This is a genomic window from Burkholderia orbicola, assembly GCF_900100915.1.
Classification (GTDB): domain Bacteria; phylum Pseudomonadota; class Gammaproteobacteria; order Burkholderiales; family Burkholderiaceae; genus Burkholderia; species Burkholderia orbicola.
This window is the reverse complement of record NZ_FNKW01000002.1, coordinates 2,239,671-2,262,136: the sequence shown is the minus strand read 5'-3', so window position 1 is coordinate 2,262,136 and position 22,466 is coordinate 2,239,671. Positions and strand designations below refer to the sequence as shown.

Sequence of the window (22,466 nt, the reverse complement as noted above, 5' to 3'; positions counted from 1 at the left end):
CTCTCGCCCCTTGGGGCAAGCGCGCCATCTTCTCGATTCCCCACACCACTTCATATGCATACCTAATCAATATGTCGAAACGTTACCAACCAGAATCCAAAAAATCACCCTCCCCGCCATCGATATGCAACGCCATGAAGATATAGAAAGAATTGAAAGAAAACAAGAAATCGACTCATTTTCATACACATACGAAGCATCAAAAATAATTCGAAAATTCCGTACTTGTACGATTTCTCATCTCCGACACGCTATCAATGATCCACTCCCGGGAAAACATCCCAAAGTCGCTTGTCCCAATCAATCGCCGCACCAGAAAACAAAAAAGCCGGCCCATGGCCGGCTTTCCCGCTTGAAACGATTACGACGCTATATCAGTCGCCCGATGAAATCAGCGCCAACAACACGCCAATCCCACCCCAGCATCAAACATCGAACTTCACCCCCTGCGCCAGCGGCAACTGCCGGCTATAGTTGATCGTATTCGTCGCACGGCGCATATACGCCTTCCACGCATCCGAACCCGACTCGCGGCCGCCGCCCGTTTCCTTCTCGCCACCGAACGCGCCGCCGATTTCCGCGCCACTCGTGCCGATGTTCACGTTGACGATCCCGCAATCGCTGCCGGCCGCCGACATGAACTGCTCGGCCTCGCGCATGTCGTTCGTGAAGATCGCCGACGACAGGCCTTGCGGCACCGCGTTGTGCACGTCGATCGCGTCGTCGAAGTTGTCGTAGACCATCACGTACAGGATCGGCGCGAACGTCTCGCGCTCGACCACCGCCGATTGCTTCGGCATCCGCACGATGGCCGGACGCACGTAGTACGCATCCGCGTGACCGACGTCGACGCGCTCGCCGCCCTTCACTTCGCCGCCCTGCTCGCGCGCATCGGCCAGCGCCTTCTGCATCGCGTCGAACGACGCACGATCGACCAGCGGGCCGACCAGCGTGCCTTCCTCGAGCGGGTTGCCGACCTTCACCGACGCGTAGGCCTTCTCGATGCGCGGCAGCAGTTGCTCGACGAGGCTGCGATGCACGATCAGGCGGCGCAGCGTCGTGCAGCGCTGGCCGGCCGTGCCGACCGCCGCGAACGTGACCGCGCGCACGACGAGGTCGAGATCCGCGCTCGGCGCGACGATCATCCCGTTGTTGCCGCCGAGCTCGAGGATGCCGCGTGCCAGGCGCTGGCTCAGCACCTTCGCGACTTCCTGGCCCATCCGCACGCTGCCCGTCGCGCTGACGACCGGCACCTTCTTCGACGCCGTCAGCACCTCGCCGACGTCGCGCATGCCGAGTACCAGCTGGCTCAGTTCCGCCGGCGCGACGCCCGGATGCGTCTTGTCGAACTCGCGGAGCGCCTTCTGGAGCAGCACGTGGCACGCGATCGCGGTGAGCGGCGTCTTCTCGGACGGCTTCCACACGACCGAATCGCCGCACACGAACGCGAGCGCCGCATTCCACGCCCACACCGCGACCGGGAAGTTGAACGCCGAAATCACGCCGCACACGCCGATCGGATGCCACGTTTCCATCATCCGGTGGCCCGGGCGCTCGGACGCGATCGTGAGGCCGTAAAGCTGACGCGACAGGCCGACCGCGAAATCGCAGATGTCGATCATTTCCTGCACTTCGCCGAGGCCTTCCGACGTGATCTTGCCGGCTTCGAGCGTGACGAGGCGGCCGAGTTCGGCCTTGTGCTCGCGCAGCACGTTGCCGAACACGCGCACGAGTTCGCCGCGCACCGGCGCCGGCACCGTGCGCCACTTGAGGAATGCGTCGTGCGCGGCGTCGATCTTGCGCTCGGCGTCGGCGGGCGTGTCGACGGCCAGCGTCGCGAGCGTCGCGCCGTCCAGCGGCGAACGCGCGGTCAGCGCATTGCCTTTCCACTGGGCGAGATCGATGTCGAGCGCGGCAAGAATGTCGTTGAATTGCATCACTTCCTCTTCAGGGACAGATTGATCGGTGCGGCGGCAGCGCCGCCGGCGTGATTCGATTGGAGCGCGTTCGAGCGCGTCGTGCAAGCGGACGCGCCGCGCGGCGGGCCGGTGCGCCATCCGGCGCATCGCGCTGCGCCGCCGCCGCAAAGCCCGGCCGGACGGCGCGCCCCAGCCTCGCGAGGCACGATCCATGAACACATTGTCGATGGCCACAAGTCGGGCCGCTATTGATATTAACTCACGACTTCATTCCCAAAACGCAACAACTCGACCGGCCGGACCAACGCGTTTCCGGATCGATTCGGGACGTTTCCAAAGCCTGCGGCCGGGCACCCGGACGCATCGCGGCACGACACAAGTTGATGATCATCCCGCATCACCCTGTTCGGAAATATCGTTTGCCGCCCGTGCACCGCGCACACACAATCGGTGCGACGTCGAGGTGCAACGCACCCGGCGCGCCGCCGGCCGCCACCACGGCAGCCGGACGACCGACGAAGGCGACACGCACCACGGCCCGGCTCAGCGGGCCGGTTTCGCACCGCATCACCGCTACCCGCCGCGGGCGGCAACGCGTCGCGCTTCGTCACCGAAAAACAATCCCGGAGACAGCGCCCAGCGCCCGCCATGCATTCAGATGCCCGCCCCGATTCGTCCCGCCCGTCCGCCTCGCCCCCTGCGAAGCCCTCCCTCCACCGCGCGTTGCAGGCCCGCCATCTGCGGATGATCGCGATCGGCGGCTCGATCGGCACGGGCCTGTTCGTCGCGTCCGGCGCATCGATCTCGCAGGCCGGCCCCGGTGGCGCGATGCTCGCGTACATGCTGATCGGCCTGATGGTCTATTTCCTGATGACGAGCCTCGGCGAAATGGCCGCGTTCATGCCGGTGTCGGGCTCGTTCGCGACCTACGGCACGAAGTTCGTCGACGAAGGCTTCGGCTTCGCGCTCGGCTGGAACTACTGGTACAGCTGGGCCGTGACGCTGGCGGTGGAACTCGTCGCCGCGCAGCTCGTGATGCACTACTGGTTCCCACACGTGCCGGGCGTCTGGTGGAGCGCGCTGTTCCTCACGCTGATCTTCGCGCTCAACGCGCTGTCGGTGCGCGGCTTCGGCGAAGCCGAATACTGGTTCGCGCTGATCAAGGTACTCACCGTGCTCGCGTTCGTCGGCGTCGGCCTGCTGATGATCTTCGGGATCATGCAGGGCGGCCCGAGCGCCGGCTGGGGCAACTTCACGATCGGCGACGCGCCGTTCGTCGGCGGCTGGGCGACGATGCTCGGCGTCGCGATGATCGCGGGCTTCTCGTTCCAGGGTACCGAGATGATCGGCGTCGCGGCCGGCGAATCGGAGAACCCGCGCACGACGATTCCGCGTGCGGTGAGCCAGATCTTCTGGCGCATCCTGCTGTTCTACGTGTTCGCGATCTTCGTGATCGGCGTGCTGGTTCCGTACACCGATCCGAGCCTGCTGAAGAGCGACGTGACCGATATCGGCGTGAGCCCGTTCACGCTGGTGTTCCGGCACGCGGGTCTCGCCTTTGCCGCCGGCGTGATGAATGCCGTGATCCTGACGGCCGTGCTGTCGGCCGGCAACTCGGGCATGTATGCGTCGACGCGGATGCTCTACAACCTCGCGGTCGAAGGCCGCGCGCCGAAGCTGTTCGCGAAACTGTCGCCCGGCGGCGTGCCGCGCAACGCGCTGTATGCGACCACCGCCGTCGGCGCGCTGTGCTTCCTCACGTCGCTGTACGGCGACAAGACGGTCTACCTGTGGCTGCTGAACACGTCGGGCATGGCCGGCTTCATCACGTGGCTCGGCATCGCGGTCAGCCACTACCGGTTCCGCAAGGGTTTCCTGAAGCAGGGCTACCGGCTCGACCAGTTGCCGTACCGGTCGAAGTGGTTCCCGTTCGGCCCGCTGTTCGCATTCGCGCTGTGCGCGGTCGTCGCGCTCGGCCAGGACTACCAGGCGTTCCTCGCCGACAAGATCGACTGGGCGGGTGTCGCCGCAACCTACATCGGCCTGCCGTTCTTCCTCGCGATCTGGCTCGGCTACGCGCTCGTGCGCAAATGCCGGCTGGTGCGCTACGAGGACATGGAAATCGCGCCGTGGATCGAACGCAACGCAACACATGAGGCTACCGACAAGGCCAACGCCGGCTATCCGGCCTATGTCGCCCGTCCGGTCAACCCGACGCCGGGCGCCTGACGCCCGGTAACGCGTCGGCCGCCCCCACCACGGCGGCCGTCGCGCTGAAGCTCCCATTCGACGCGGCGCGCGCGTTCAGGCAAGATCGACGCGCGCCGCCTGTTTTTTTCGCCGTCACGAGTCACCCAACACGCATGCAGAACTTCTACGAAGCCACCGTTACCCGCCAGCCCTACCCGCAACTGACCGGCACGATCGATACCCAGGTCTGCATCGTCGGCGGCGGCCTTGCCGGCCTGTGCACGGCGCTCGGCCTCGTCGAGCGCGGCGTGACGGACGTCGTCGTGCTCGACAGCGAACGGGTCGGCTTCGGCGCATCGGGCCGCAACGGCGGCTTCGTGTTCGGCGGCTACAGCCTCGACAACGCCGACCTGCTGCGCACGCTCGGCCGCGACGAAGGGCGCCGGCTGTACCGGCTCACCGTCGACGCGGTCGACCTGATCCGCGCGCGCATCGCGCGCTACGGGATCGATTGCGACATCGTCGACCAGGGCGTGATGCTCGCGAACTGGTTCGACGATCCGTCGCGGCTCGACAGCGTGCGCACGCTGATGAAGAACGAACTCGGCGTCGAATGGGAACCCGTCCCGACCGGCGCGCTGCGCGAGCGGCTGAAAACCCGGCGCTATTACGGCGGCCTGTTCGAGCCGAACGCATTCCACTTCCATCCGCTGAAGTACGTGCTCGGCGTCGCGGCAGCCGCGTCGCGCGGCGGCGCACGTGTGTACGAGCGCTCGGCCGCGCTCGGCATCGCACGCGACGGCGCCGGCTACGTGGTGCGCACGGCGCAAGGCGCGGTACGCGCGAAGGACGTCGTGTTCGCCGGCGGCGGCTATGCGCGCGGCGTGTCGCCGCGCATCGAGCGCGCGGTGCTGCCGATCGCGACCTACGTGATCGCGACCGAACCACTCGGCACGCGCCTGCCCGACGCGATCGACGCGCCGTACGCGATCTACGACACGCGTTTCGCGTTCGACTACTACCGTCCGCTGAAGGACACGCGGATCCTGTGGGGCGGCCGGATCTCCGTGCTCGACCGCGGCCCCGACGCGATCGCGCGCCTGCTGCGGCGCGACCTGCTGCGCGTGTATCCGCAACTGGAAGGCGTGAAAGTCGACTACGCGTGGGGCGGGCTGATGAGCTACGCGCGGCACAAGATGCCGCAGATCGGCCGCGACGCGGACGGTGTATGGCACGCGATCGCGTTCGGCGGCCACGGGATGGCGCCGACCACGGTGGCCGGCGAGGCGCTCGCCGCCGCGCTGGCCGAAGGCCGGCCGGTGCCGGCCGGCTTCGCCGCGTTCGGACTCACGCGCACGTTCGGGCTGGCCGGCCTTGCCGCCGCGCAACTCACGTACACGGCGTACCAGGCCCGCGACGCGCTCGCGTCCTGCCGCCGCTGAGCGCCCGCGACGGCCGAAACGACCGCGCCGACGGCCTTGCCGATTAGAGCGGAAGGTCGGCCGGGCGGGCATTTCCCACATGCTAGAATGCCTTTTCCAAGCCGCCGCGAACCACAACAAAGTCACATGAAAGCAGGAAGCAAGGCCGCCACGTCCGACCCCCGCGCGCTTGCGTCCGATGCGCGGCGTAAATACGATCCCGAGCAAACCAAGCGCAACATCCTCGATGTCGCCACGCAGGAATTCTCCGCGATGGGCCTCGCCGGTGCGCGCGTCGACGCGATCGCCGAGCGCACGAACACGACGAAGCGGATGCTCTATTACTACTTCGAAAGCAAGGAAGGCCTGTACGAGGCCGTGCTGGAGAAGGTGTACGGCGACATCCGCGCGCTCGAGCAGGAGCTGCACGTCGGCGACATGGAGCCGCGCGAAGGCATGCGCCGCCTCGTCGAATTCACGTTCGACTATCACGACAAGCATCGCGACTTCGTCCGCCTCGTGTCGATCGAGAACATCCACGGCGCAAAGTATGTCGAACAGTTGAAGTCGTTCAAGAACCGCAACGTCAGCATCATCAAGACGCTCGAGGAACTGGTCGAGCGCGGGGCGGCCAGCGGCGTGTTCCGCAAGGACATCGACGCATTCGACCTGCACCTGCTGATCAGCTCGTTCTGCTTCCACCGCGTGGCGAACCGCTACACGTTCGGCGCTGCATTCGGCCGCGATCCGTCGGCACCGCGCCTGCGCGCGCGGCATCGCGACACGATCGCCGACGCGGTGCTCCGCTACGTCGCCGCGTAAGCGGCAAGTCGCCGGCCGGGGCACGCGACATCCGCACCCCCTCCAACTTCAGCCCTTCAGCGCATCAGTCCGTCGGCGCGACCGACGCCAGCGCGATCCGCGCCTTTTCTTCCGGGCTGCCCGCCACGTAATACTTCTTCGCCCAGCTCGAATCGGGCGCAAGCGCGAGCCGTGCATGCGCGCCCGTATCCGTACCCGTGCCGTGCTGCCGTTTCGCGTTGATCGCCAGCGCGCGTGCGCGGTAGTGCTCGTAAAGCCGCAGGAATTCCGCGAGATAGATCGCCGCGATCCGCTTGTCGCGGATCTCGAGCAGGTTCTCGTCGTTGTACTGCTCGGAATTGCGGCTCATGTTCGCCGAGCCCGTATAGACGACCGGATTCGCGCCCTCCGCGTCGATCACGATGAACTTGTGATGGATCACGACGGGCGGAAAGGCCGGCGCCGGCTCGCCCGGGAACAGCCGCAACTCCGGCTCGAAGCCTTGCGGCACGGTGACCGGCGAGAAATACGACGCGTCGATCACGTCGTGGTTGTCGCGGCTGCGGTGGTACAGCTCGAGGTTCGCGAGCGTCGCCGCATCGAGCGTCTGCCCGGCCTGCCGCGCGGCATCGGCCTTCGTCGCGCTGCCGACATTGATCCGGTTCACCAGACCGAACATCATCAGCCCGCGGTCGCCGGCCGCGAAACACGCATCGCGCAGCGCGGCGTCGGTCGGCATGAACAGGCAGAACGACACCGAATGCTTCGCGGCCGCGATCGCGGCGACGATCGTATCGATCTCGGTACGCTGCCCCGCCGGCTCCGGCGAGTAGGCGACGCGCACCTGCGCGCTGCCGATCGTCATCGGCGCCGACCAGCCCGGCGACAGCCGCGCGGTCTCCGCGATCGACGGATTCCCCGCCAGCGCGTGGGCGCGCTCGTTGTACAGCGCGGCGAGCGCGGGCGAGTCGAACGCATGCAGCACGTTGGCCTGCTCGGTCAGCCCTTCGGTCGTGAAGTTCGCGGAGCCGGTCAGCACGCGCGCGGGCGCCGGGTTCGACGGCGCATCGGTCACGATGAACTTGTCGTGCATGATGTGCGTCTTGTCGCGCGGTGCGAGCGTCGCGAGGCCTTGCAGCGCATCGACGGCCGGCTGGTTCGGCGACGGCAGCGGCGGCTTGCCCTTGCGCGCCGTCGTGTGCGCGTCGTAGACGATCGCGAGCGACGCTTCGCCGTGCTTGCGCCCAAACGCCTGGAACGCGGGCAGCGCCCACAGCGTGTCGGTCAGATGATAGACGGCCGACGCCGCGCGCGACGCGGGATCGAGCATCTGAGCGAACACCTGCTCCATGTCGTTCGCGAGCCACGTGCGCAGCTTCAGCGCCTGCGCGGCGCTCGGCGCCTCGTTCGGCGCGAGACCGAGCGCAGCAACCTGCTTCGCGAACGCCTGCGAACTGACCACCGCGCGGTTGAACCACGTGCCGATGCCGTCCTCGATGTGCGCGGGCAGCACGACGTCGCACACGCCGGCTTGCGCGTCGAGCACCTGCAGGTTCGCCGGCGTGCCGACGACCGGATAGACGTCGTAGCGGAACGACGCACCGCGATCCTGCGGATCGATGCGTGCATCCCACCACATGAATTTCTGGATCGGCGCCTGATCGGTGGGCGCATCGCCCTGCGTGTCGGCGGCCGGGCCGTCGAACGTCAGGCGGTTGGGCAGCCAGCTGTCCGGCGCACGCGTCTTGCCGTCAGCCGACCAGAAGCCCGGCGTGCGCCGGATCGCGAAGCCGAGGAAATCGGACCGCGACGCCGCATCGGGCCAGTCGAAAGCCAGCAGGACCAGGGTGGGGGAAAGATAGCTGCGCACGCTGACGGTCATTCGTTGCTCCCTGGCCTGGCGGCCGGTCGAGGTGAATGAGTCAGTCTTGACGACGGTCTTTCCCGCGCGATGACGCTTCGATGAACCTTGTATGTCGGATGCGCGTCAGTCGCACACGAGCAGCTCGACCCCGCGCGCCGTCAGCGCGCGGCGCACGGCCTTGTCGGGTGCGCGCTCGGTCACCAGATAGCGGGCGGCGGCCGCACCGTTGATCCGCACCGGCGTCACGCGGCCGAATTTCGAATGGTCGGCGACGATGATCGCCGTGCCGGCCGCCGCGATCATCCGGCTGCGCACTTCGGCCGCCAGCCGCGAGTAGTCGGTGCACTCACCGTCGGGCGTGATGCCGCCAGCGCCGACGAACGCGAAATCGACGTGGTATTGCGCGAGCTGGTGGATCGTGTCGAGCCCGAAGGTGGCGTCCTCGTCGTCGGACAGCTCGCCGCCGAGCAGCGTCACGCGGTTGCCGTTGCGCCGCGCGAGCACGAATGCGGTACGCCAGTCGTTCGTGTAGATCGACAGCCGGTGCCGGTCGGCGAGCGCCAGCGCGACCGCATGCGGCGTGCTGCCCGAATCGATCAGCACCGATGCATCGTCGGGCACGAATTCGGCCGCGCGCCGCCCGATCGTGCGCTTCGCATCGGCGTTCGCGGCCTCGCGCTCGGACAGGCTCGGCTCGCGGCGATCCGCGGCCAGCGCGCCGCCGTGCGTCATCACGAGCAGGCCGCGCGCGGCCAGCGCATTCAGGTCGCGCCGCACGGTTTCGCGCGACACGTCGAGCGAACGCACGAGTTCCGCGACCGACAGCGCGCCCGACCGTCCGAGCTCCGACAGGATGTATTGATGACGTTGTTCCGCCAGCATCGCGTGTGCGCCCGAGGCGACTGGTAATGGGTAAGCCGGCCATTGTATTACGGACGTTTGACGACCATTTGACTGCGCCGGGTAAGCGGCCAGGCAGCGTCCGGGCGCGTTTCCCCGAAAGCGAAATTCACTATTGTCCGGCGCGCGCGAATCCCCGGCGGCGCCCGGCGCTACACTTTGCGCTTCGCCGAACGACCAATACCGACCATCAAAGGGGCTCGCACCATGTATCGCAAAGGCAGTGTGATCGAAATCCAGTTTCCGCCGGAACGCCTCAACGACGCGGCGGGTGATCCGTACTGGATCGACCTGACGCTCGACGAAGCACGCCGGCTCTACGAACAGCTCGCCGCGCGCTTCGCGACCGACGCGCGCGCCAACCAGCCGCTCGATACGTTCTCGATCGACTGATCGCCGCCGCTGCGCGTCCCTCCGCGCAGCGCATCGCCGTGCCGCGGGCGCTCATCGCCGCCGCACCGCGCACCGGCGCGATGACCGCCGGCACGATCACATGCAGCGTGGCATGAGTGCAGGATTCGACAAGACGCCGGCGCCGCTTCGCCCGATACTGGCCGACTTCCCGGTTCTGTCCGGCCGCGTCGCGGCCCGTCACGCATGCTTACCTCGATCGTCGCCGCCGCCTTCGTCGCGCTCTGGTCCACCGGCTTCATCGTCGCCCGGGCGATCAAGCCCTACGCCGATCCGAACCTGTTCCTGCTCGCGCGCTTCGCGGGCACGGCCGCGCTGTTCGCCGTGGTGGCGCTCGTCGCGCGCGCGCCGTGGCCGGCCCGTCGCGAATGGCCGCGCCACCTGATCGCCGGCGCGCTGTTGCAAGGCGTCTATCTCGGCGCGAGTTACTGGGCCGTCGCGCAAGGGTTGAATGCGGGCGTGATGGCGCTGCTCGGCGCGCTGCAGCCGCTCGCCACCGCCGTGCTCGCGGTCCCGCTGTTCAACGAACGCCTGCCCGCGCGCGGCTGGCTCGGCATGGCGCTCGGGCTGGCCGGCGTCGCGCTCGTGCTCGCGCCGAAAGTCACGGGCGGCGTCGCGCCGCCGTCGGGCGCGGCGCCTGCGTGGCTCGTCGTCACCGTGTCGGTGCTCGCGGTCGGATCGATCACCGCCGGCTCGCTGTACCAGAAAGGCAAGCTCGCGCAGAGCGACCTGCGCACGGCGGTCGCCGTGCAGAACTTCGGCGCGGCGATCGTCGCGGCCGTGTTCGTCGTACTGCTCCATGAGACCCGCTGGATCGGCGCGCCGGCGCTGTGGGTGTCGCTCGTGTGGGGCGTCGTGTTCCTGTCGGGCGGCGCGGTCACGATGCTGATGTGGATGCTGCGGCGCGGCAATGCGGCGCGCGCGACGTCGCTGCTGTTCCTCGCGCCGCCGCTGGCCGCGCTGCAGGGTTACGGTCTGTTCGGCGAAACGCTCGCGCCGATCCAGCTCGCGGGCTTCGCGCTCGCACTGGTGGGCGTCGTGCTCGCACGGCGCTGACGCGGGCCATCGTGCAGCCTCCGCTCGGCTTCCTGCACCCGCCCGGCGCACCACGCACCACGGCGATGCGCCGCGTCTCGTCGATGCAACGCGACACCGCCGGAAACGCAGGTCCGGCGCGGCGGCACGCCGCGATTGCGCTTATGATGAGCGCCTTGCAATTCGTTCCGGATCTTCCCTCATGACCTCCGCCGATTACGCCAGCCGCCAACGCGCGATCATTGCCGAACTGAACGTCGCCCCGCACTTCGACGCCGAGGCCGAAATCGCCCGCCGCATCGATTTCCTCGCGCAGTACCTTCGTTCGACCGGCCTGCGGACCTACGTGCTCGGCATCAGCGGCGGCGTCGATTCGTCGACGGCCGGCCGGCTCGCGCAACTGTCGGTCGAGCGCCTGCGCGCCGACGGCTACGACGCGCGCTTCATCGCGATGCGCTTGCCGAACGGCGTGCAGAACGACGAAGAGGATGCACAACGCGCACTGGCGTTCGTGCGCGCGGACGAGGTATTGACGGTCGACGTAAAGCCGGCCGCCGATGCGATGCTCCGTTCGCTGGTCGCGTCCGGCCACGCGTTCGAAACCCCGGCGCAGCAGGATTTCGTGCACGGCAACATCAAGGCGCGCGAGCGCATGATCGCGCAGTACGCGGTGGCCGGCGCACGGCGCGGCATCGTGATCGGCACCGATCACGCGGCCGAATCGCTGATGGGTTTCTTCACGAAGTTCGGTGACGGCGGCGCGGACATCCTGCCGCTCGCGGGCCTGAGCAAGCGGCGCGTGCGCGGGGTGGCGCGCGCGCTCGGCGGCGAGGAGCTGATCGTGATGAAGGTGCCGACGGCCGACCTCGAGGAGCTGCGCCCGCTGCGCCCCGACGAGCACGCGTACGGCGTGACCTACGACGAGATCGACGATTTCCTCGAAGGCAAGCCGGTCGCCGATCGCGTGTATGAAACGGTGCTGCGCTTCTACGACGGCTCGCGCCACAAGCGCGCGCTGCCGTACACGATGTTCGACTGGCCGGCCGCATAAGCAAGCCGGCCGCCTCCCTCAGCCGACCTACCGCCGCGCGCACCCTCCCGGCTGCGCGCGGCTTCCACTCGACGGGCAACGCTACGCGTTGCCGCCCGTCTTCTTCGCCTGCAGCGCGCGAATCCGCATCCGCGCGCCCGTATCGCTGACCGTCGCGTCGTACATTGCCGCGAGATCGCGCTTGAGCGCGGTGCGCGAGCCACCGTCGAGATACACCATGTGCCCCGACGGATAGAACCGCGCGGACAGGTTCTGCCGCACCTTCTGGTCCTCCAGCGGCATCTGCTGCAGATCGATCACGGTCTGGTAGAACGGCGTCACGAAATCGTAGAAGCCGTTCGCGGACAGCACCTTCAGGTCGACGTTCAGCGCCATCACCGCGGCGAGATCGCCGGCCGTGTAGAGGATCACGTTCCCCTGCGCATCGATGCCCTGCTGCGCGCCGGTCGGGTCGATGTGGCTGAAATCCCAGTTCTTGAAGGCCTGATCGTTCAGGTCCGTGAACGCGGAGTTCGACGTGAACTTCAACTGCTCGTTCAGGTAGCTGTTCCACATCGCCGTATAGACGCCCGTCACGGCCGTCATCGTCGGATCGTTGCCGCCCGAATTCGGGTCGATCTTGCCGGCGATACCCGACGAGATCCCGGTCACGCGGCCGTCGTACGAACCGAGCGCGAGCCCCTGCGCATACAGCAGCGTCGTCAGGAACAGCGAATTGCCGCGCGTGTCGTAGCCCGCGATATCGAGCCCCCACGATTGCAGCGTCGCCGTATCGATGCCCGTGTATGCGGACAGTTTCTGCACGGTGGCCGGGTTCGCATGCGGCACCGCGCGCAGCGCGCTCAGATAGTCGGTGCGCGCGAACTGCGCGACTTCCTCGACGAACGCGCCGAGATCGGCCGGCGCCGGCTTGATGCCGAGTTTCTTGTGATACCACGCGTCGGCCGCGGCGGTCGGCAGCGTGCCGACCGGGTTGCCGGCCTGCCGGTAATCGAGGATCGACGACTGCAGCGTGACGCCGTTCAGGTCGACGCCGTCCTCGTGCAGCTTGTACGCGAGCACGCAGCTGCGCGCGGTGCCGTACGATTCGCCGAACAGGTATTTCGGCGAATTCCAGCGGTTGTTCTTCGTCAGGTAGCGCTTGATGAACTGCTTCAGCGAATCCGCATCCTGGTCGACGCCCCAGAAGTCGCGGTTCTTGTTCGGCGCGACGGCCGCCGAATAGCCGGTGCCGACCGGGTTGATGAACACCAGGTCGCTGTGGTCGATCATGCTGTCCGGGTTGTCTTCGATCTGGTACGGCGCGGGCGGCGTGAACCCCGGCATCGACGTCTTGATGCGCTTCGGCGCGAACGAGCCGAGCAGCACGAACACCGACGACGAACCGGGCCCGCCGTTATAGAAGAACGTCACGGGCCGCGTTTCCTCCTTCGCGCCGTCGGCCGTGAACGCGACGTAGAAAATCTTCGCGGCCGGCTGCGAACTGCTCGGATCGACGGTCACGAGGTGGCCGACCGTCGCCGTGTACGCGATCCGCTTCCCGTCGATCAGGATCGTGTGGTGCGTGATCGCGGCCGCCTCGGTCGTGTCGGTCACCGAGTCGTCGGGGCCGTTGCCGTACGCGACCGGATCGAAGAACGGCTGGTCGCGGCCGTGGCTCAGCGCGACCGGGTTGATGGTCGGCGGCACGCCATGCGAATTGTGGTCGCCGTGATGCAGCGGATACACGCCGCCGGAAGATGCGGAATCGATGTCCATCGTGCTGCTCCTGGAGGTGAAAAAAGACGCGGGCAGAGCACCCGCGTCGAACGGAAAGGCGTGTGCCCGTGCGTCAGCTCGACGGTTTGCGCGCGAGGATCGTGGCGAGCTGCGCGCCGTTCGGGCTGCCGAGGCCCGTGCAGGCGTCCCAGCCGGACGCGGCCGCATAGGTGCCGTTCGAGCCTTTCGTGATGTCGCGCAGCGCGCCCGGATGCTTGTACAGCACCGGATTGATCCAGCCGGCCGACGCGCCGTTCGCCGCATTGATCCGCGCGATCAGCGCCGCCCACAGCGGTGCGACCGCGCTCGTGCCCCCCATCACCGCGGGCGTGCCGGCCACCGACACTTCGTAGCCCGTCTGCGGCGACGCGTCGCCGGCCACGTCGGGCACGCCGCGCTTCGCGAGCGGCGTGCTGCTGCCGTCAGCGCGCGCGACCTTCAGCCCCTGCTGCCACGCCGGCAGGTCGAACAGCGCACTGACGCCGCCGCCGCCCGCCCCGCCGCCGGATGCCTCGTCGTTCCACGTGACCTCGCTGCGGATGCCCTGCCCCGGCAGCGCGTCGAGCTGCGTGCCGCCGCAGCCGAGCACGTACGGGCTCGACGCGGGAAAGTCGACGTGATCGGCGCCGTCCTGCAGCCCGTCGCCCGAGCCGCTGTCGCCCGACGCCGCGCACACGGTGATGCCCTGCGCGGCGGCCGCCTGCAGCACGCGGTTGAACGCCTGTGCCGACTGCGCCTGCCAGATCGCTTCCGGGCCGCCCCAACTGATCGAGATCACGGACGGCTGGTTGGTCTTGTCGGTCACGGCCGCGTTGACGGCCTGGATGAAGCCCGCGTCGCTGTTCGGCGCGAAGTACACCGCGATCTTCGCGGCCGGTGCGATCGCGCCGGCGATTTCGATGTCGAGCGCGACTTCGCCGTCCGGGCCGTTCGGCTCGCCGGTCGGCGCATTGCGGCCGGTGCCGACGTTCACGTCGACGAGCTTGGGCGGCGTCGTGATGCCGAGCCCACGGAAATACTGCTGGATGTCCGCCGCGCGATAGCCGCCGCCGAGCTCGATGATCGCGATGCATTGCCCGGCGCCGTCGCCGGCCGGAAAGTCGTACAGCGACGCGAGCTGGATCGGCGTGAACGTGACGGCCGCCGCGCCGCGCGCCGGCTTGAACGGCGGACGGAAGCGGAAGTGCGGCCGCGCCTGCGGGCGGCTGTCGAGGCCGAGCACGGCGGTTACCGCGTCGCCGATATCGTCGGGCAACACGATCGGGCCCGAGCGACCGCGATACTGGCCGATCGACCGATGCTCGAAACGCTCGAGCTTCACGCTGAACGCGGCTTCGAACTGCGCGATCGTGCCGGACAGCACGACGACGCTCTCGACCGGATCGACGCGATCGACCGTGAGCTGATGACGGTGTGCGAAGTCCTCGGTCTTGCGAATGTCGTCGGGATTGGCGGAGAAACGCTGCGCGAATGCGTCGCGCGACACCGGTTTTGCACGGGCGTCGCCGGTGGCGAGCTGGTGAACCAATGCGTCGAGTTGCCCTTCTTCCTGCCGCCGCAACATGATCGTGACGTGGATGCGTTCTGCCGGATCGCACTGGCCGAGACACTTGGACTCGGCGACGATGCGGGGTTCACGGTCGGCTTGAAGATGCCTTGCCATGTTCAGACCCTCCTTGGTACCGCGTTGCACGGAACAGCCAGGAAATCGGACATAGCCTGCGGAAGACGGTTCCGTTCGGTCAGTCGATTCGCGACGGCGCGTTTGCGCCGTGCGAAGTAACAGGAAGTTTAGAACAGTCAGACGATTTGCGCGCACGCCCTTCCGCGGCAAGGCGCACGCGGGAAGGCCGGCATCGCGCGCGGCCCGTATCGATTCGAGCATGGGCCTGCCTGCGCGGCCGATCGATCCGCGCGGCGGCCATGTCGGCGCTACCCTCAGTCCATCGACAGCCGCAGCGCGAAACCGATCAACGCCGCGGAAAAGGTCCAGCGCTGCACCGTCTGCGCGAGCGGATGCGCGCGCATCCACGCCGCGATGCGCGATGCGCCGAACACGCACGCGAGGTCGAAGCACACGCCGGCCGCCACCAGCAGCGCGCCGAGCTCGAACATCTGCCAGACGACCGGCCCGACCTCGGGCCGCACGAACTGCGGCAGCAGCACCGAGCAGAACAGCAGCGCCTTCGGGTTCAGCAGGTTGGTCAGCAGTCCCTTCACGAACGACTGCCGCAGTTCGCCCGCCGGCGCGTCGCCGTCGCCGAGCGCGAACACCGGCGAGCGGAATACCTGGATCGCGACATACGCGAGATAAAGCGCGCCGCCATAGCGGATCACCTCGTAGAGCCACGGCGCGCTGCGAATCAACGCCGCGACGCCGCATGCCGACAGCGTCACGTGCACGGTGCGCGCGAGCGACAGGCCGGCCGCCGCCGCCATCCCCGGCCGCACGCCGCGGCCGATGCTGGTCTGCAGCACGAGCGCCATGTCGGGCCCCGGTACCGCGTAAATGGCCGCCAGCGCGGCGAGATAAATCAACAGCAAATGCGTGGAAATCATGGTCTGCCCCCGTCCTTCATTGACGATATGTTGCCGCTGAAGGCGGAGGGATTACTGGCCATCTTTGGCTCGGAATTGGCGATTCATAGGGGAATCCGCCACAATCATGAAATTACGACAAGGATTCCGCTAACATGATCGACCTCGACAAAACCGACCGCGCGATCCTCGCTGCGGTGCAGCGCGACGGCCGCCTGCCGATCGCGCGGCTCGCCGAATCCGTTGGCCTGTCCGAAACGCCTTGCGCACGGCGCCTGAAACGCCTCGAAAACGACGGCTACATCGAGCGCTATCGCGCGCAACTGTCGCGCCAGGCGCTGGGTTTCGGCGTGGTCGCGTTCGTGCTCGTGCGGTTCGCGACGCACGACCGCAAGGTCGCCGACCGGTTCGAACGGGAAGTGCTCGGCATCGAGCGGATTCTCGCGTGCCACAACGTCGCGGGCACGGCCGACTACCTGCTGCAGGTGGTCGCGCGCGATCTCGACGACTACGGCACGTTCCTGCGCGATTCGCTGCGGATGCTGCCGGGCGTGACGTCGATCGAATCGGCGCTGTCGCTGCGCGAGGTGAAGCACGACGCCGGGCTGCCGGTGCCGTGACGCGCGCCGGGCCGGCAAGCCGCCCGGGCGCAACGCTCGTTTACATTGTCGGCCGCACCGGAGTCACACCACGTCGGGCGACTGATGCGCGCGTTCGAGATCCTCGAGAAACGCTTCGACGACCGGATCGCCGCGCCCGTCGCGCGCCACGACCATGTGGAACGTGACCTCGTAGTGCAGTCGATCCGGATTGAGCGGCGCGAGCAGCCCCTGCGCGACATACGGCGCCGCGAAGTGCTGCGGCAGGTAGCCGAGATGATGGCCGGACAGGATCAGCAGCGCGACGGCCTCCATGTTGTCGGCGGTCGCGGTCACGCGATCGGGCGTCGTCGACATCTGCGCCTCCGGCAGCGGATACGAGCGCCAGGCCCACTCGAAGCCGGCGACGTCGGCCGGCGTCAGCGTGCCGGCGCCGTCGAACAGCGGATGGCCGCGGCCGCAGTACGCGATCTGCCGCTCGATGAACAGCGGCGTGTAGTGCAGCGTCGGCACGCGATGCCAGAAGTAGCCGACCGCGATCTGGATCTCGTTGCTTAGCAGCTTTTCCTCGAGATCGCCGGGCGCGCGCACCGAAATCGAGAAACGCACGGCCTCGTCGCGGGTGCGGAACGCGGCGATCGCCTCGGCGATCCGCGCATTCTGGCTCACCGGCGTATGGCCGATCAGGCCGATGTTCAGCGTGCCGACCAGTTGACGGTCCATGTGCCGCGCGGCCATCCCGAATTCGTCGAGCGCGGCCAGCAGCTTGCGGCTCATCGCATGGAACCGCTCGCCCTTCGGCGTGAGCCGGAAGCCGCTGCGGCCGCGCTCGCAAAGCCGGTAGCCGAGCCGCGTCTCGAGCGACGACAGTTGCGCGCTGATGGTCGACTGGCCGACGTTCAGCACCGCCTGCGCGGCCGACACGCCGCCCGCGTCCGTGACCGCGAGAAACACGCGGATCAACCGCAGATCGAGGGTCGACAGATTCCCCAGCACGTTCATCCCCTTCCATACATCGATGAAGATCGATGTTTACGTCGATATCTTCGCATTCTTCTTTCCCCGCGGAGCGCGTAAAACTGTGCGCCAGGCCGCGTCGCATGATACGGCACCCCACATCGGATGAGACGACCCCATGAACGACCACACCCATTTCCAGCCGCTCGGCGGCAATGAAATGCCGCGCTGCGGCGGCATCGCAACGATGATGCGCCTGCCGCACGTGTCGAGCGCCGAAGGCCTCGACGCCTGTTTCGTCGGCGTGCCGTTCGATCTCGGCACCTCCAACCGCACCGGCGCGCGCTTCGGCCCGCGCCAGATCCGTACCGAATCCGTGCTGCTGCGCCCGTACAACATGGCCACGCGCGCAGCACCCTTCGATTCGCTGCAGATCGCCGACATCGGCGACGTCGCGATCAATCCGTACAACCTGCACGATTCGATCGCCCGCATCGAGGCCGCGTACGACGCGATTCTCGAGCACGACTGCAAGCCGATCACGCTCGGCGGCGACCATACGATCGCGCTGCCGATCCTGCGCGCGATCCACCGCAAGCACGGCAAGGTTGCATTGATCCACGTCGATGCACACGCCGACGTGAACGACACGATGATGGGCGAAAAGATCGCGCACGGCACGCCGTTCCGCCGCGCGGTCGAGGAAGGGCTGCTGCACGGCGACAAGGTCACGCAGATCGGCCTGCGCGGCACCGGCTACGCGGCCGAGGATTTCGACTGGTGCCGCGAGCAGGGCTTCCGCGTGGTCCAGGCCGAGGAATGCTGGAACAAGTCGCTCGCGCCGCTGATGGAGGAAGTGCGCGCGCGCATCGGCGACACGCCCGTCTACATCACGTTCGACATCGACGGCATCGATCCGGCCTATGCGCCGGGCACCGGCACGCCGGAAATCGCGGGCCTCACGGTGCCGCAGGCGCTCGAGATCATCCGCGGCGCGAAGGGGCTGAACATCGTCGGCTGCGATCTCGTCGAAGTCGCGCCGCCGTACGACCCGTTCGGCACCACGGCGCTGCTCGGCGCGAACCTCGCGTACGAGCTGCTGTGCGTGCTGCCGGGCGTCGCGTACCGCGACTGATCGCGGCGCCGCCACTATTCCAAAATCAGAGGATTCCAGAGGAGCACACATCGAGATGGGGACTTCCGTCAAGCAGCCGAAGCGGGCGGCGCTCGCTTCGTTCGTCGGCACCACGATCGAGTGGTACGACTTCTATAGTTATGCGACCGCCGCCGCCATCGTATTCGGGCCGCTGTTCTTTCCCGGCGAAAACCGCTTCATCAGCCTGCTCGCGTCGTTCGGCTCGTTCGCGGTCGGCTTCTTCGCGCGGCCGCTCGGCGGCGTGATGTTCGGCTATCTCGGCGACCGCTTCGGCCGCAAGCGGTCGCTGCTCGCGACGCTGATGCTGATGGCCGTGTCGACGGTCGCGATCGGCCTGCTGCCCACGCATGCGCAAGCCGGCGTGATCGCACCGATCCTGCTGGTGCTGATGCGCGTGCTGCAAGGCATCGCGGTGGGCGGCGAATGGGGCGGCGCGGTGCTGCTGGCCGGCGAGCACGCGCCCGAAGGCAAGCGCACCTTCTTCGCGTCGTTCGCGCAGCTCGGCAGCGCGAGCGGCCTGATCCTGTCGATGCTCGCGTTCGGCGCGATCAGCACGCTGTCGAAGGACGACATGATGAGCTGGGGCTGGCGCGTGCCGTTCCTCGCGAGCTCGGTGCTGCTGATCGTCGGTTTCGTGATCCGCGCGAGCGTGTCGGAGTCGCCCGAGTTCGAGGAAGTCAGGAAGAGCGGCAACATCGCGCAGAAACCGCTGCGCGAAGCGCTCAAGGTCTGGCCGCTGCTGCTGCTCGCGATCGGCGCGAACGTGTACGGTATCGCCGGCGTGTATTTCAGCAACATCTTCATGATCAGTTATGCGACGCAGTTCCTGTCGCTCGACCGGTCGATGGTGCTGCATTGCATGACGATCGTCGCGGTGCTGCAGTTCGTCGTGCAGCTCGCGGCCGCGTTCCTCGCGCAGCGCTTCGGCACCACGCGCGTGCTGCTGATCACCGGCGCGTGGGCGATGATCGTCCCGTTCGTGATGCTGCCGCTCGTGCACCTGGGCACGCCGGTGTCGATCACGGTCGGCGTCGGCCTCGCGACGCTCGCGGAATCGGGCTACTACTCGGTCGTCGCGGGCTTCGTCAGCGGCATCTTCGTCGCGCGGATTCGCTATACGGCGATCTCGATCGCGTACCAGGTGTGCGGCGCGCTCGCCGGCGGCCTCACGCCGCTGGTCGCGACCATCATCGCGCAGAACACAGCGCCGCAATGGTGGCCGCTCGCGATCCAGTACGCGAGTGCCGCCGTGCTGTCGTCGCTGTGCGTGTGGTTGATCTCGCGCCGCGTCAGCATCGACGATGCGGGCGCGACCGGCAAGACGGACGACGCGCTGCCGCGCGGCACGCGCACCGCGTAGCACCTGTCGCACATGCATGCATGACGAAAAACGACCCGCTTTCGCGGGTCGTTTTTTCGTTCCGTCATCGATCGTCGACCGCGACGGTACCGCACGGTGCCCTGTCGCGTAGTTACTGCACCTGATTGCGCAGCATCTTCGCGGCGGCGACCATGTTCGTCAGCGCCGGAATCACTTCCGCCCACTGACGCGTCTTCAGGCCGCAATCCGGGTTCACCCACAGACGTTCCGCCGGAATCCGCTCGGCGGCCTTCTTCATCAGCCCGACGATGTGATCCTGCGTCGGGATGTTCGGCGAATGGATGTCGTACACGCCCGGCCCGATTTCGTTCGGATACTTGAAGGTGTCGAACGCGTCGAGCAGCTCCATGTCCGAGCGCGACGTCTCGATCGTGATCACATCGGCATCCATGTCGGCGATCGACGCGATGATGTCGTTGAACTCCGAATAGCACATGTGCGTGTGGATCTGCGTGTCGTCCTGCACGCCGTTCGCGGTGATGCGGAACGACTCCACCGCCCACTTCAGGTATTCGCTCCATTGCGCGCGGCGCAGCGGCAGCCCTTCGCGCAGCGCCGCCTCGTCGATCTGGATCACGCGCACGCCGGCCTTCTCGAGATCGAGCACTTCCTCGCGGATCGCCAGCGCAAGCTGGTAGCACGACACCGCGCGCGGCTGGTCGTCGCGCACGAACGACCAGTTCAGGATCGTCACGGGGCCGGTCAGCATGCCCTTCATCGGCTTGCGCGTCAGCGACTGCGCATAGGTGATCCATTCGACCGTCATCGCCTTCGGGCGGCTGATGTCGCCGAACAGGATCGGCGGCTTCACGCAGCGCGAACCGTACGACTGCACCCAGCCGAACTGGCTGAATGCATAGCCGTCGAGCTGCTCGCCGAAGTATTCGACCATGTCGTTGCGCTCGGCTTCGCCATGCACGAGCACGTCGAGTTCGAGCGATTCCTGTTCGCGCACGCTGCGTTCGATCTCGGCCTGCATCGCCGCGCGATAGCCGGCCTCGTCCAGCGCGCCGGCCTTGAACCGGCTGCGCGCCTGGCGGATTTCGGCGGTCTGCGGGAACGAGCCGATCGTCGTCGTCGGGAACGCCGGCAGGTTCAGGCGCGCCGACTGCTTCGACGCACGCTGTGTATAGGGGCTCGTGCGATTGCCGAGCCGCGCGTCGACGCGGGCGATCGCGGCCTTCACCGCCGGGTTGTTCACGCGCGGCGAACGGCGGCGCGAATCGATCGCGGCGGCATTCGCGGCGAGCGCGTCGGCTACCTTGTCGCGGCCTTCGTTCAGTGCGGTCGCGAGCACCTTCAGCTCGTCGAGCTTCTGCAGCGAGAATGCGAGCCACGAGCGGATTTCCGCGTCGAGCTTCTCCTCGCTCGCGAGGTCGACCGGCACGTGCAGCAGCGAGCACGACGGCGCGAGCCACAGGCGATCGCCCAGTTGCTTCGCGAGCGGTTCGAGCCAGTCGAGCGCCGCGTTCAGGTCCGTCTTCCAGATGTTGCGGCCGTTGATCGCGCCGACCGACAGCACGCGTTCGGCCGGCAGCTCACGCATCAGCGCGTCGACTTCGTCGCGGGCGTTGATTGCGTCGATATGCAGGCCGTCGACCGGCAGCGACGCCGCGAGCGCCAGGTTGTCCTGAAGCTGGCCGAAGTACGTGGCGAGCAGCAGCTTGATGCGGCGCGTTTCGAGCGCCGCATACGCGATGCGGAATGCCTGACGCCATTCGGCGTCGAGTTCGGTCACGAGGATCGGCTCGTCGATCTGCACCCATTCGACGCCCTGCGCGGTCAGCGTGTCGAGCAGCGCACCGTACACCGGCAGCAGCTTCGGCAGCAGCGCGAGGCGATCCGAATCGTCCTTCGCCTTGCCGAGCCACAGATACGTGACCGGGCCGAGAATCACCGGTTTCGCATTCACGCCCTGCGCGTTCGCTTCGGCCAGTTGCTGCAGCAGACGCGACGGATCGAGCGAGAAGTTCGTGTCCGCATGGAACTCCGGCACGATGTAGTGATAGTTCGTGTCGAACCACTTCGTCATTTCGCCGGCCGCGACACCGCCGCAGCACGCGGCGTGCTCCTCCGCCGACTGCGCGGACCGGCCGCGCGCGACGCGGAAATAATTGTCGAGCGCATCGCCGTGGAAATCCTGCACGCGCTTCGGCAAGTTGCCGAGCGTGAAGCTCATGTCGAGCACCTGGTCATAGAACGCGAAGTCGCCGATCGGCGCGAGATCGAGATCGCGCTGGTCGTGCCAGTGGCGCCGGCGCAGCTCGGCACCGAGCGCCTTCAGTTCGTCGCGCGACGATTCGCCCTTCCAGTAGCGTTCGAGACCGAACTTGAGTTCGCGCTTCGCGCCGATGCGCGGAAAACCGAGGTTGTGTGTCGTGACCATGAAGCTGCCGTCCAGAAGAAAGAGTAGATCCGGTAGCCATCATAGGGATTTCAAACCATGAAATAAAATGGCATTATTTCATTCATCCATTAACATTTT

17 protein-coding genes are annotated in these 22,466 nt (G+C 67.2%); 9 read left to right on the top strand and 8 right to left on the bottom strand.

The features are described 5' to 3' along the window. Positions 1-425 precede the first annotated feature (425 nt). Complete coding sequence (gene amaB / locus BLS50_RS27080) at positions 426-1,937, bottom strand: L-piperidine-6-carboxylate dehydrogenase (RefSeq protein WP_034175147.1); 1,512 nt, start codon at positions 1,935-1,937, stop codon at positions 426-428. 630 nt (positions 1,938-2,567) lie between these two features. On the opposite strand from amaB, the gene BLS50_RS27075 reads away from it, so the two are divergent. The 3 genes from BLS50_RS27075 to BLS50_RS27065 all read left to right on the top strand — a co-directional run bounded on the left by BLS50_RS27075 (position 2,568) and on the right by BLS50_RS27065 (position 6,352). Then, the gene (locus BLS50_RS27075) at positions 2,568-4,148 is read left to right on the top strand and encodes an amino acid permease (protein WP_074805489.1); all 1,581 of its coding nucleotides are present in this window, start codon (positions 2,568-2,570) and stop codon (positions 4,146-4,148) included. A 134-nt stretch (positions 4,149-4,282) separates the two neighbouring features. Next, positions 4,283-5,551, top strand: a complete 1,269-nt coding sequence (locus BLS50_RS27070) for an NAD(P)/FAD-dependent oxidoreductase (RefSeq protein WP_074805486.1) — start codon at positions 4,283-4,285, stop codon at positions 5,549-5,551. 126 nt (positions 5,552-5,677) lie between these two features. Further along, positions 5,678-6,352, top strand: a complete 675-nt coding sequence (locus BLS50_RS27065) for a TetR family transcriptional regulator (protein WP_012339399.1) — start codon at positions 5,678-5,680, stop codon at positions 6,350-6,352. 64 nt (positions 6,353-6,416) lie between these two features. Here the strand turns inward: BLS50_RS27065 and BLS50_RS27060 are convergent, their stop codons facing one another. Beyond that, positions 6,417-8,213, bottom strand: a complete 1,797-nt coding sequence (locus tag BLS50_RS27060) for a phospholipase D-like domain-containing protein (RefSeq protein WP_074805483.1) — start codon at positions 8,211-8,213, stop codon at positions 6,417-6,419. Positions 8,214-8,318: 105 nt separating this feature from the next. Next, positions 8,319-9,077 carry a DeoR/GlpR family DNA-binding transcription regulator gene (locus BLS50_RS27055; RefSeq protein WP_011546920.1) on the bottom strand — a complete coding sequence of 253 codons (759 nt, stop codon included), beginning with the start codon at positions 9,075-9,077 and terminating at the stop codon, positions 8,319-8,321. A 225-nt stretch (positions 9,078-9,302) separates the two neighbouring features. On the opposite strand from BLS50_RS27055, the gene BLS50_RS27050 reads away from it, so the two are divergent. The 3 genes from BLS50_RS27050 (at position 9,303) to nadE (ending at position 11,592) form a co-directional block, all read left to right on the top strand. Next, positions 9,303-9,488, top strand: coding sequence for a hypothetical protein (locus tag BLS50_RS27050; protein ID WP_006480515.1), 186 nt, complete (start codon positions 9,303-9,305; stop codon positions 9,486-9,488). A 204-nt stretch (positions 9,489-9,692) separates the two neighbouring features. Further along, positions 9,693-10,562, top strand: coding sequence for a DMT family transporter (locus BLS50_RS27045; RefSeq protein ID WP_074805476.1), 870 nt, complete (start codon positions 9,693-9,695; stop codon positions 10,560-10,562). Positions 10,563-10,743: 181 nt separating this feature from the next. Further along, complete coding sequence (gene nadE, locus BLS50_RS27040; protein WP_011546918.1) at positions 10,744-11,592, top strand: ammonia-dependent NAD(+) synthetase; 849 nt, start codon at positions 10,744-10,746, stop codon at positions 11,590-11,592. Positions 11,593-11,673: 81 nt separating this feature from the next. On the opposite strand, the gene BLS50_RS27035 is transcribed toward nadE, so the two are convergent. From BLS50_RS27035 to BLS50_RS27025, 3 genes are all read right to left on the bottom strand, one after another. Then, a complete protein-coding gene (locus tag BLS50_RS27035) occupies positions 11,674-13,350 on the bottom strand; it encodes a S10 family peptidase (RefSeq protein WP_074805473.1) in 1,677 nt (558 codons plus the stop codon). Positions 13,351-13,423: 73 nt separating this feature from the next. Beyond that, entirely contained in the window at positions 13,424-15,013 is a 1,590-nt protein-coding gene (locus BLS50_RS27030) for a S53 family peptidase (protein ID WP_074805469.1), read from the bottom strand. 275 nt (positions 15,014-15,288) lie between these two features. Further along, positions 15,289-15,909, bottom strand: coding sequence for a LysE family translocator (locus BLS50_RS27025; protein WP_012339394.1), 621 nt, complete (start codon positions 15,907-15,909; stop codon positions 15,289-15,291). A 134-nt stretch (positions 15,910-16,043) separates the two neighbouring features. Between BLS50_RS27025 and BLS50_RS27020 the strand changes: the two genes are divergently transcribed. Further along, positions 16,044-16,508, top strand: coding sequence for an Lrp/AsnC family transcriptional regulator (locus BLS50_RS27020; protein ID WP_006488501.1), 465 nt, complete (start codon positions 16,044-16,046; stop codon positions 16,506-16,508). A gap of 63 nt (positions 16,509-16,571) precedes the next feature. Here BLS50_RS27020 and BLS50_RS27015 read toward each other — a convergent pair whose 3' ends face one another. Then, entirely contained in the window at positions 16,572-17,489 is a 918-nt protein-coding gene (locus BLS50_RS27015; protein WP_012339393.1) for a LysR family transcriptional regulator, read from the bottom strand. A gap of 133 nt (positions 17,490-17,622) precedes the next feature. Here BLS50_RS27015 and speB point away from each other — a divergent pair, with 133 nt between their 5' ends. Together speB and BLS50_RS27005 are read left to right on the top strand one after the other, a co-directional pair. Continuing rightward, entirely contained in the window at positions 17,623-18,579 is a 957-nt protein-coding gene (gene speB / locus BLS50_RS27010) for an agmatinase (protein ID WP_027806419.1), read from the top strand. A gap of 55 nt (positions 18,580-18,634) precedes the next feature. Beyond that, entirely contained in the window at positions 18,635-19,960 is a 1,326-nt protein-coding gene (locus BLS50_RS27005; protein ID WP_053524853.1) for an MFS transporter, read from the top strand. Positions 19,961-20,072: 112 nt separating this feature from the next. Here the strand turns inward: BLS50_RS27005 and metE are convergent, their stop codons facing one another. Further along, positions 20,073-22,367 (bottom strand): 5-methyltetrahydropteroyltriglutamate--homocysteine S-methyltransferase, encoded by a 2,295-nt coding sequence (gene metE, locus BLS50_RS27000; protein ID WP_074805466.1) that lies wholly within the window; start codon positions 22,365-22,367, stop codon positions 20,073-20,075. Positions 22,368-22,466: the final 99 nt, after the last annotated feature.

Bases quoted from the DNA above. Each gene is read 5' to 3' on its own strand.
- nadE (WP_011546918.1), top strand. From the start codon at position 10,744: ATGACCTCCGCCGATTACGCCAGCCGCCAACGCGCGATCATTGCCGAA.
- BLS50_RS27025 (WP_012339394.1), bottom strand. From the start codon at position 15,909: ATGATTTCCACGCATTTGCTGTTGATTTATCTCGCCGCGCTGGCGGCC.
- BLS50_RS27065 (WP_012339399.1), top strand. From the start codon at position 5,678: ATGAAAGCAGGAAGCAAGGCCGCCACGTCCGACCCCCGCGCGCTTGCG.
- BLS50_RS27030 (WP_074805469.1), bottom strand. From the start codon at position 15,013: ATGGCAAGGCATCTTCAAGCCGACCGTGAACCCCGCATCGTCGCCGAG.
- BLS50_RS27015 (WP_012339393.1), bottom strand. From the start codon at position 17,489: ATGAACGTGCTGGGGAATCTGTCGACCCTCGATCTGCGGTTGATCCGC.
- metE (WP_074805466.1), bottom strand. From the start codon at position 22,367: ATGGTCACGACACACAACCTCGGTTTTCCGCGCATCGGCGCGAAGCGC.
- BLS50_RS27035 (WP_074805473.1), bottom strand. From the start codon at position 13,350: ATGGACATCGATTCCGCATCTTCCGGCGGCGTGTATCCGCTGCATCAC.
- BLS50_RS27070 (WP_074805486.1), top strand. From the start codon at position 4,283: ATGCAGAACTTCTACGAAGCCACCGTTACCCGCCAGCCCTACCCGCAA.
- BLS50_RS27055 (WP_011546920.1), bottom strand. From the start codon at position 9,077: ATGCTGGCGGAACAACGTCATCAATACATCCTGTCGGAGCTCGGACGG.
- BLS50_RS27005 (WP_053524853.1), top strand. From the start codon at position 18,635: ATGGGGACTTCCGTCAAGCAGCCGAAGCGGGCGGCGCTCGCTTCGTTC.
- BLS50_RS27045 (WP_074805476.1), top strand. From the start codon at position 9,693: ATGCTTACCTCGATCGTCGCCGCCGCCTTCGTCGCGCTCTGGTCCACC.
- amaB (WP_034175147.1), bottom strand. From the start codon at position 1,937: ATGCAATTCAACGACATTCTTGCCGCGCTCGACATCGATCTCGCCCAG.
- BLS50_RS27075 (WP_074805489.1), top strand. From the start codon at position 2,568: ATGCATTCAGATGCCCGCCCCGATTCGTCCCGCCCGTCCGCCTCGCCC.
- BLS50_RS27050 (WP_006480515.1), top strand. From the start codon at position 9,303: ATGTATCGCAAAGGCAGTGTGATCGAAATCCAGTTTCCGCCGGAACGC.
- BLS50_RS27020 (WP_006488501.1), top strand. From the start codon at position 16,044: ATGATCGACCTCGACAAAACCGACCGCGCGATCCTCGCTGCGGTGCAG.
- BLS50_RS27060 (WP_074805483.1), bottom strand. From the start codon at position 8,213: ATGACCGTCAGCGTGCGCAGCTATCTTTCCCCCACCCTGGTCCTGCTG.
- speB (WP_027806419.1), top strand. From the start codon at position 17,623: ATGAACGACCACACCCATTTCCAGCCGCTCGGCGGCAATGAAATGCCG.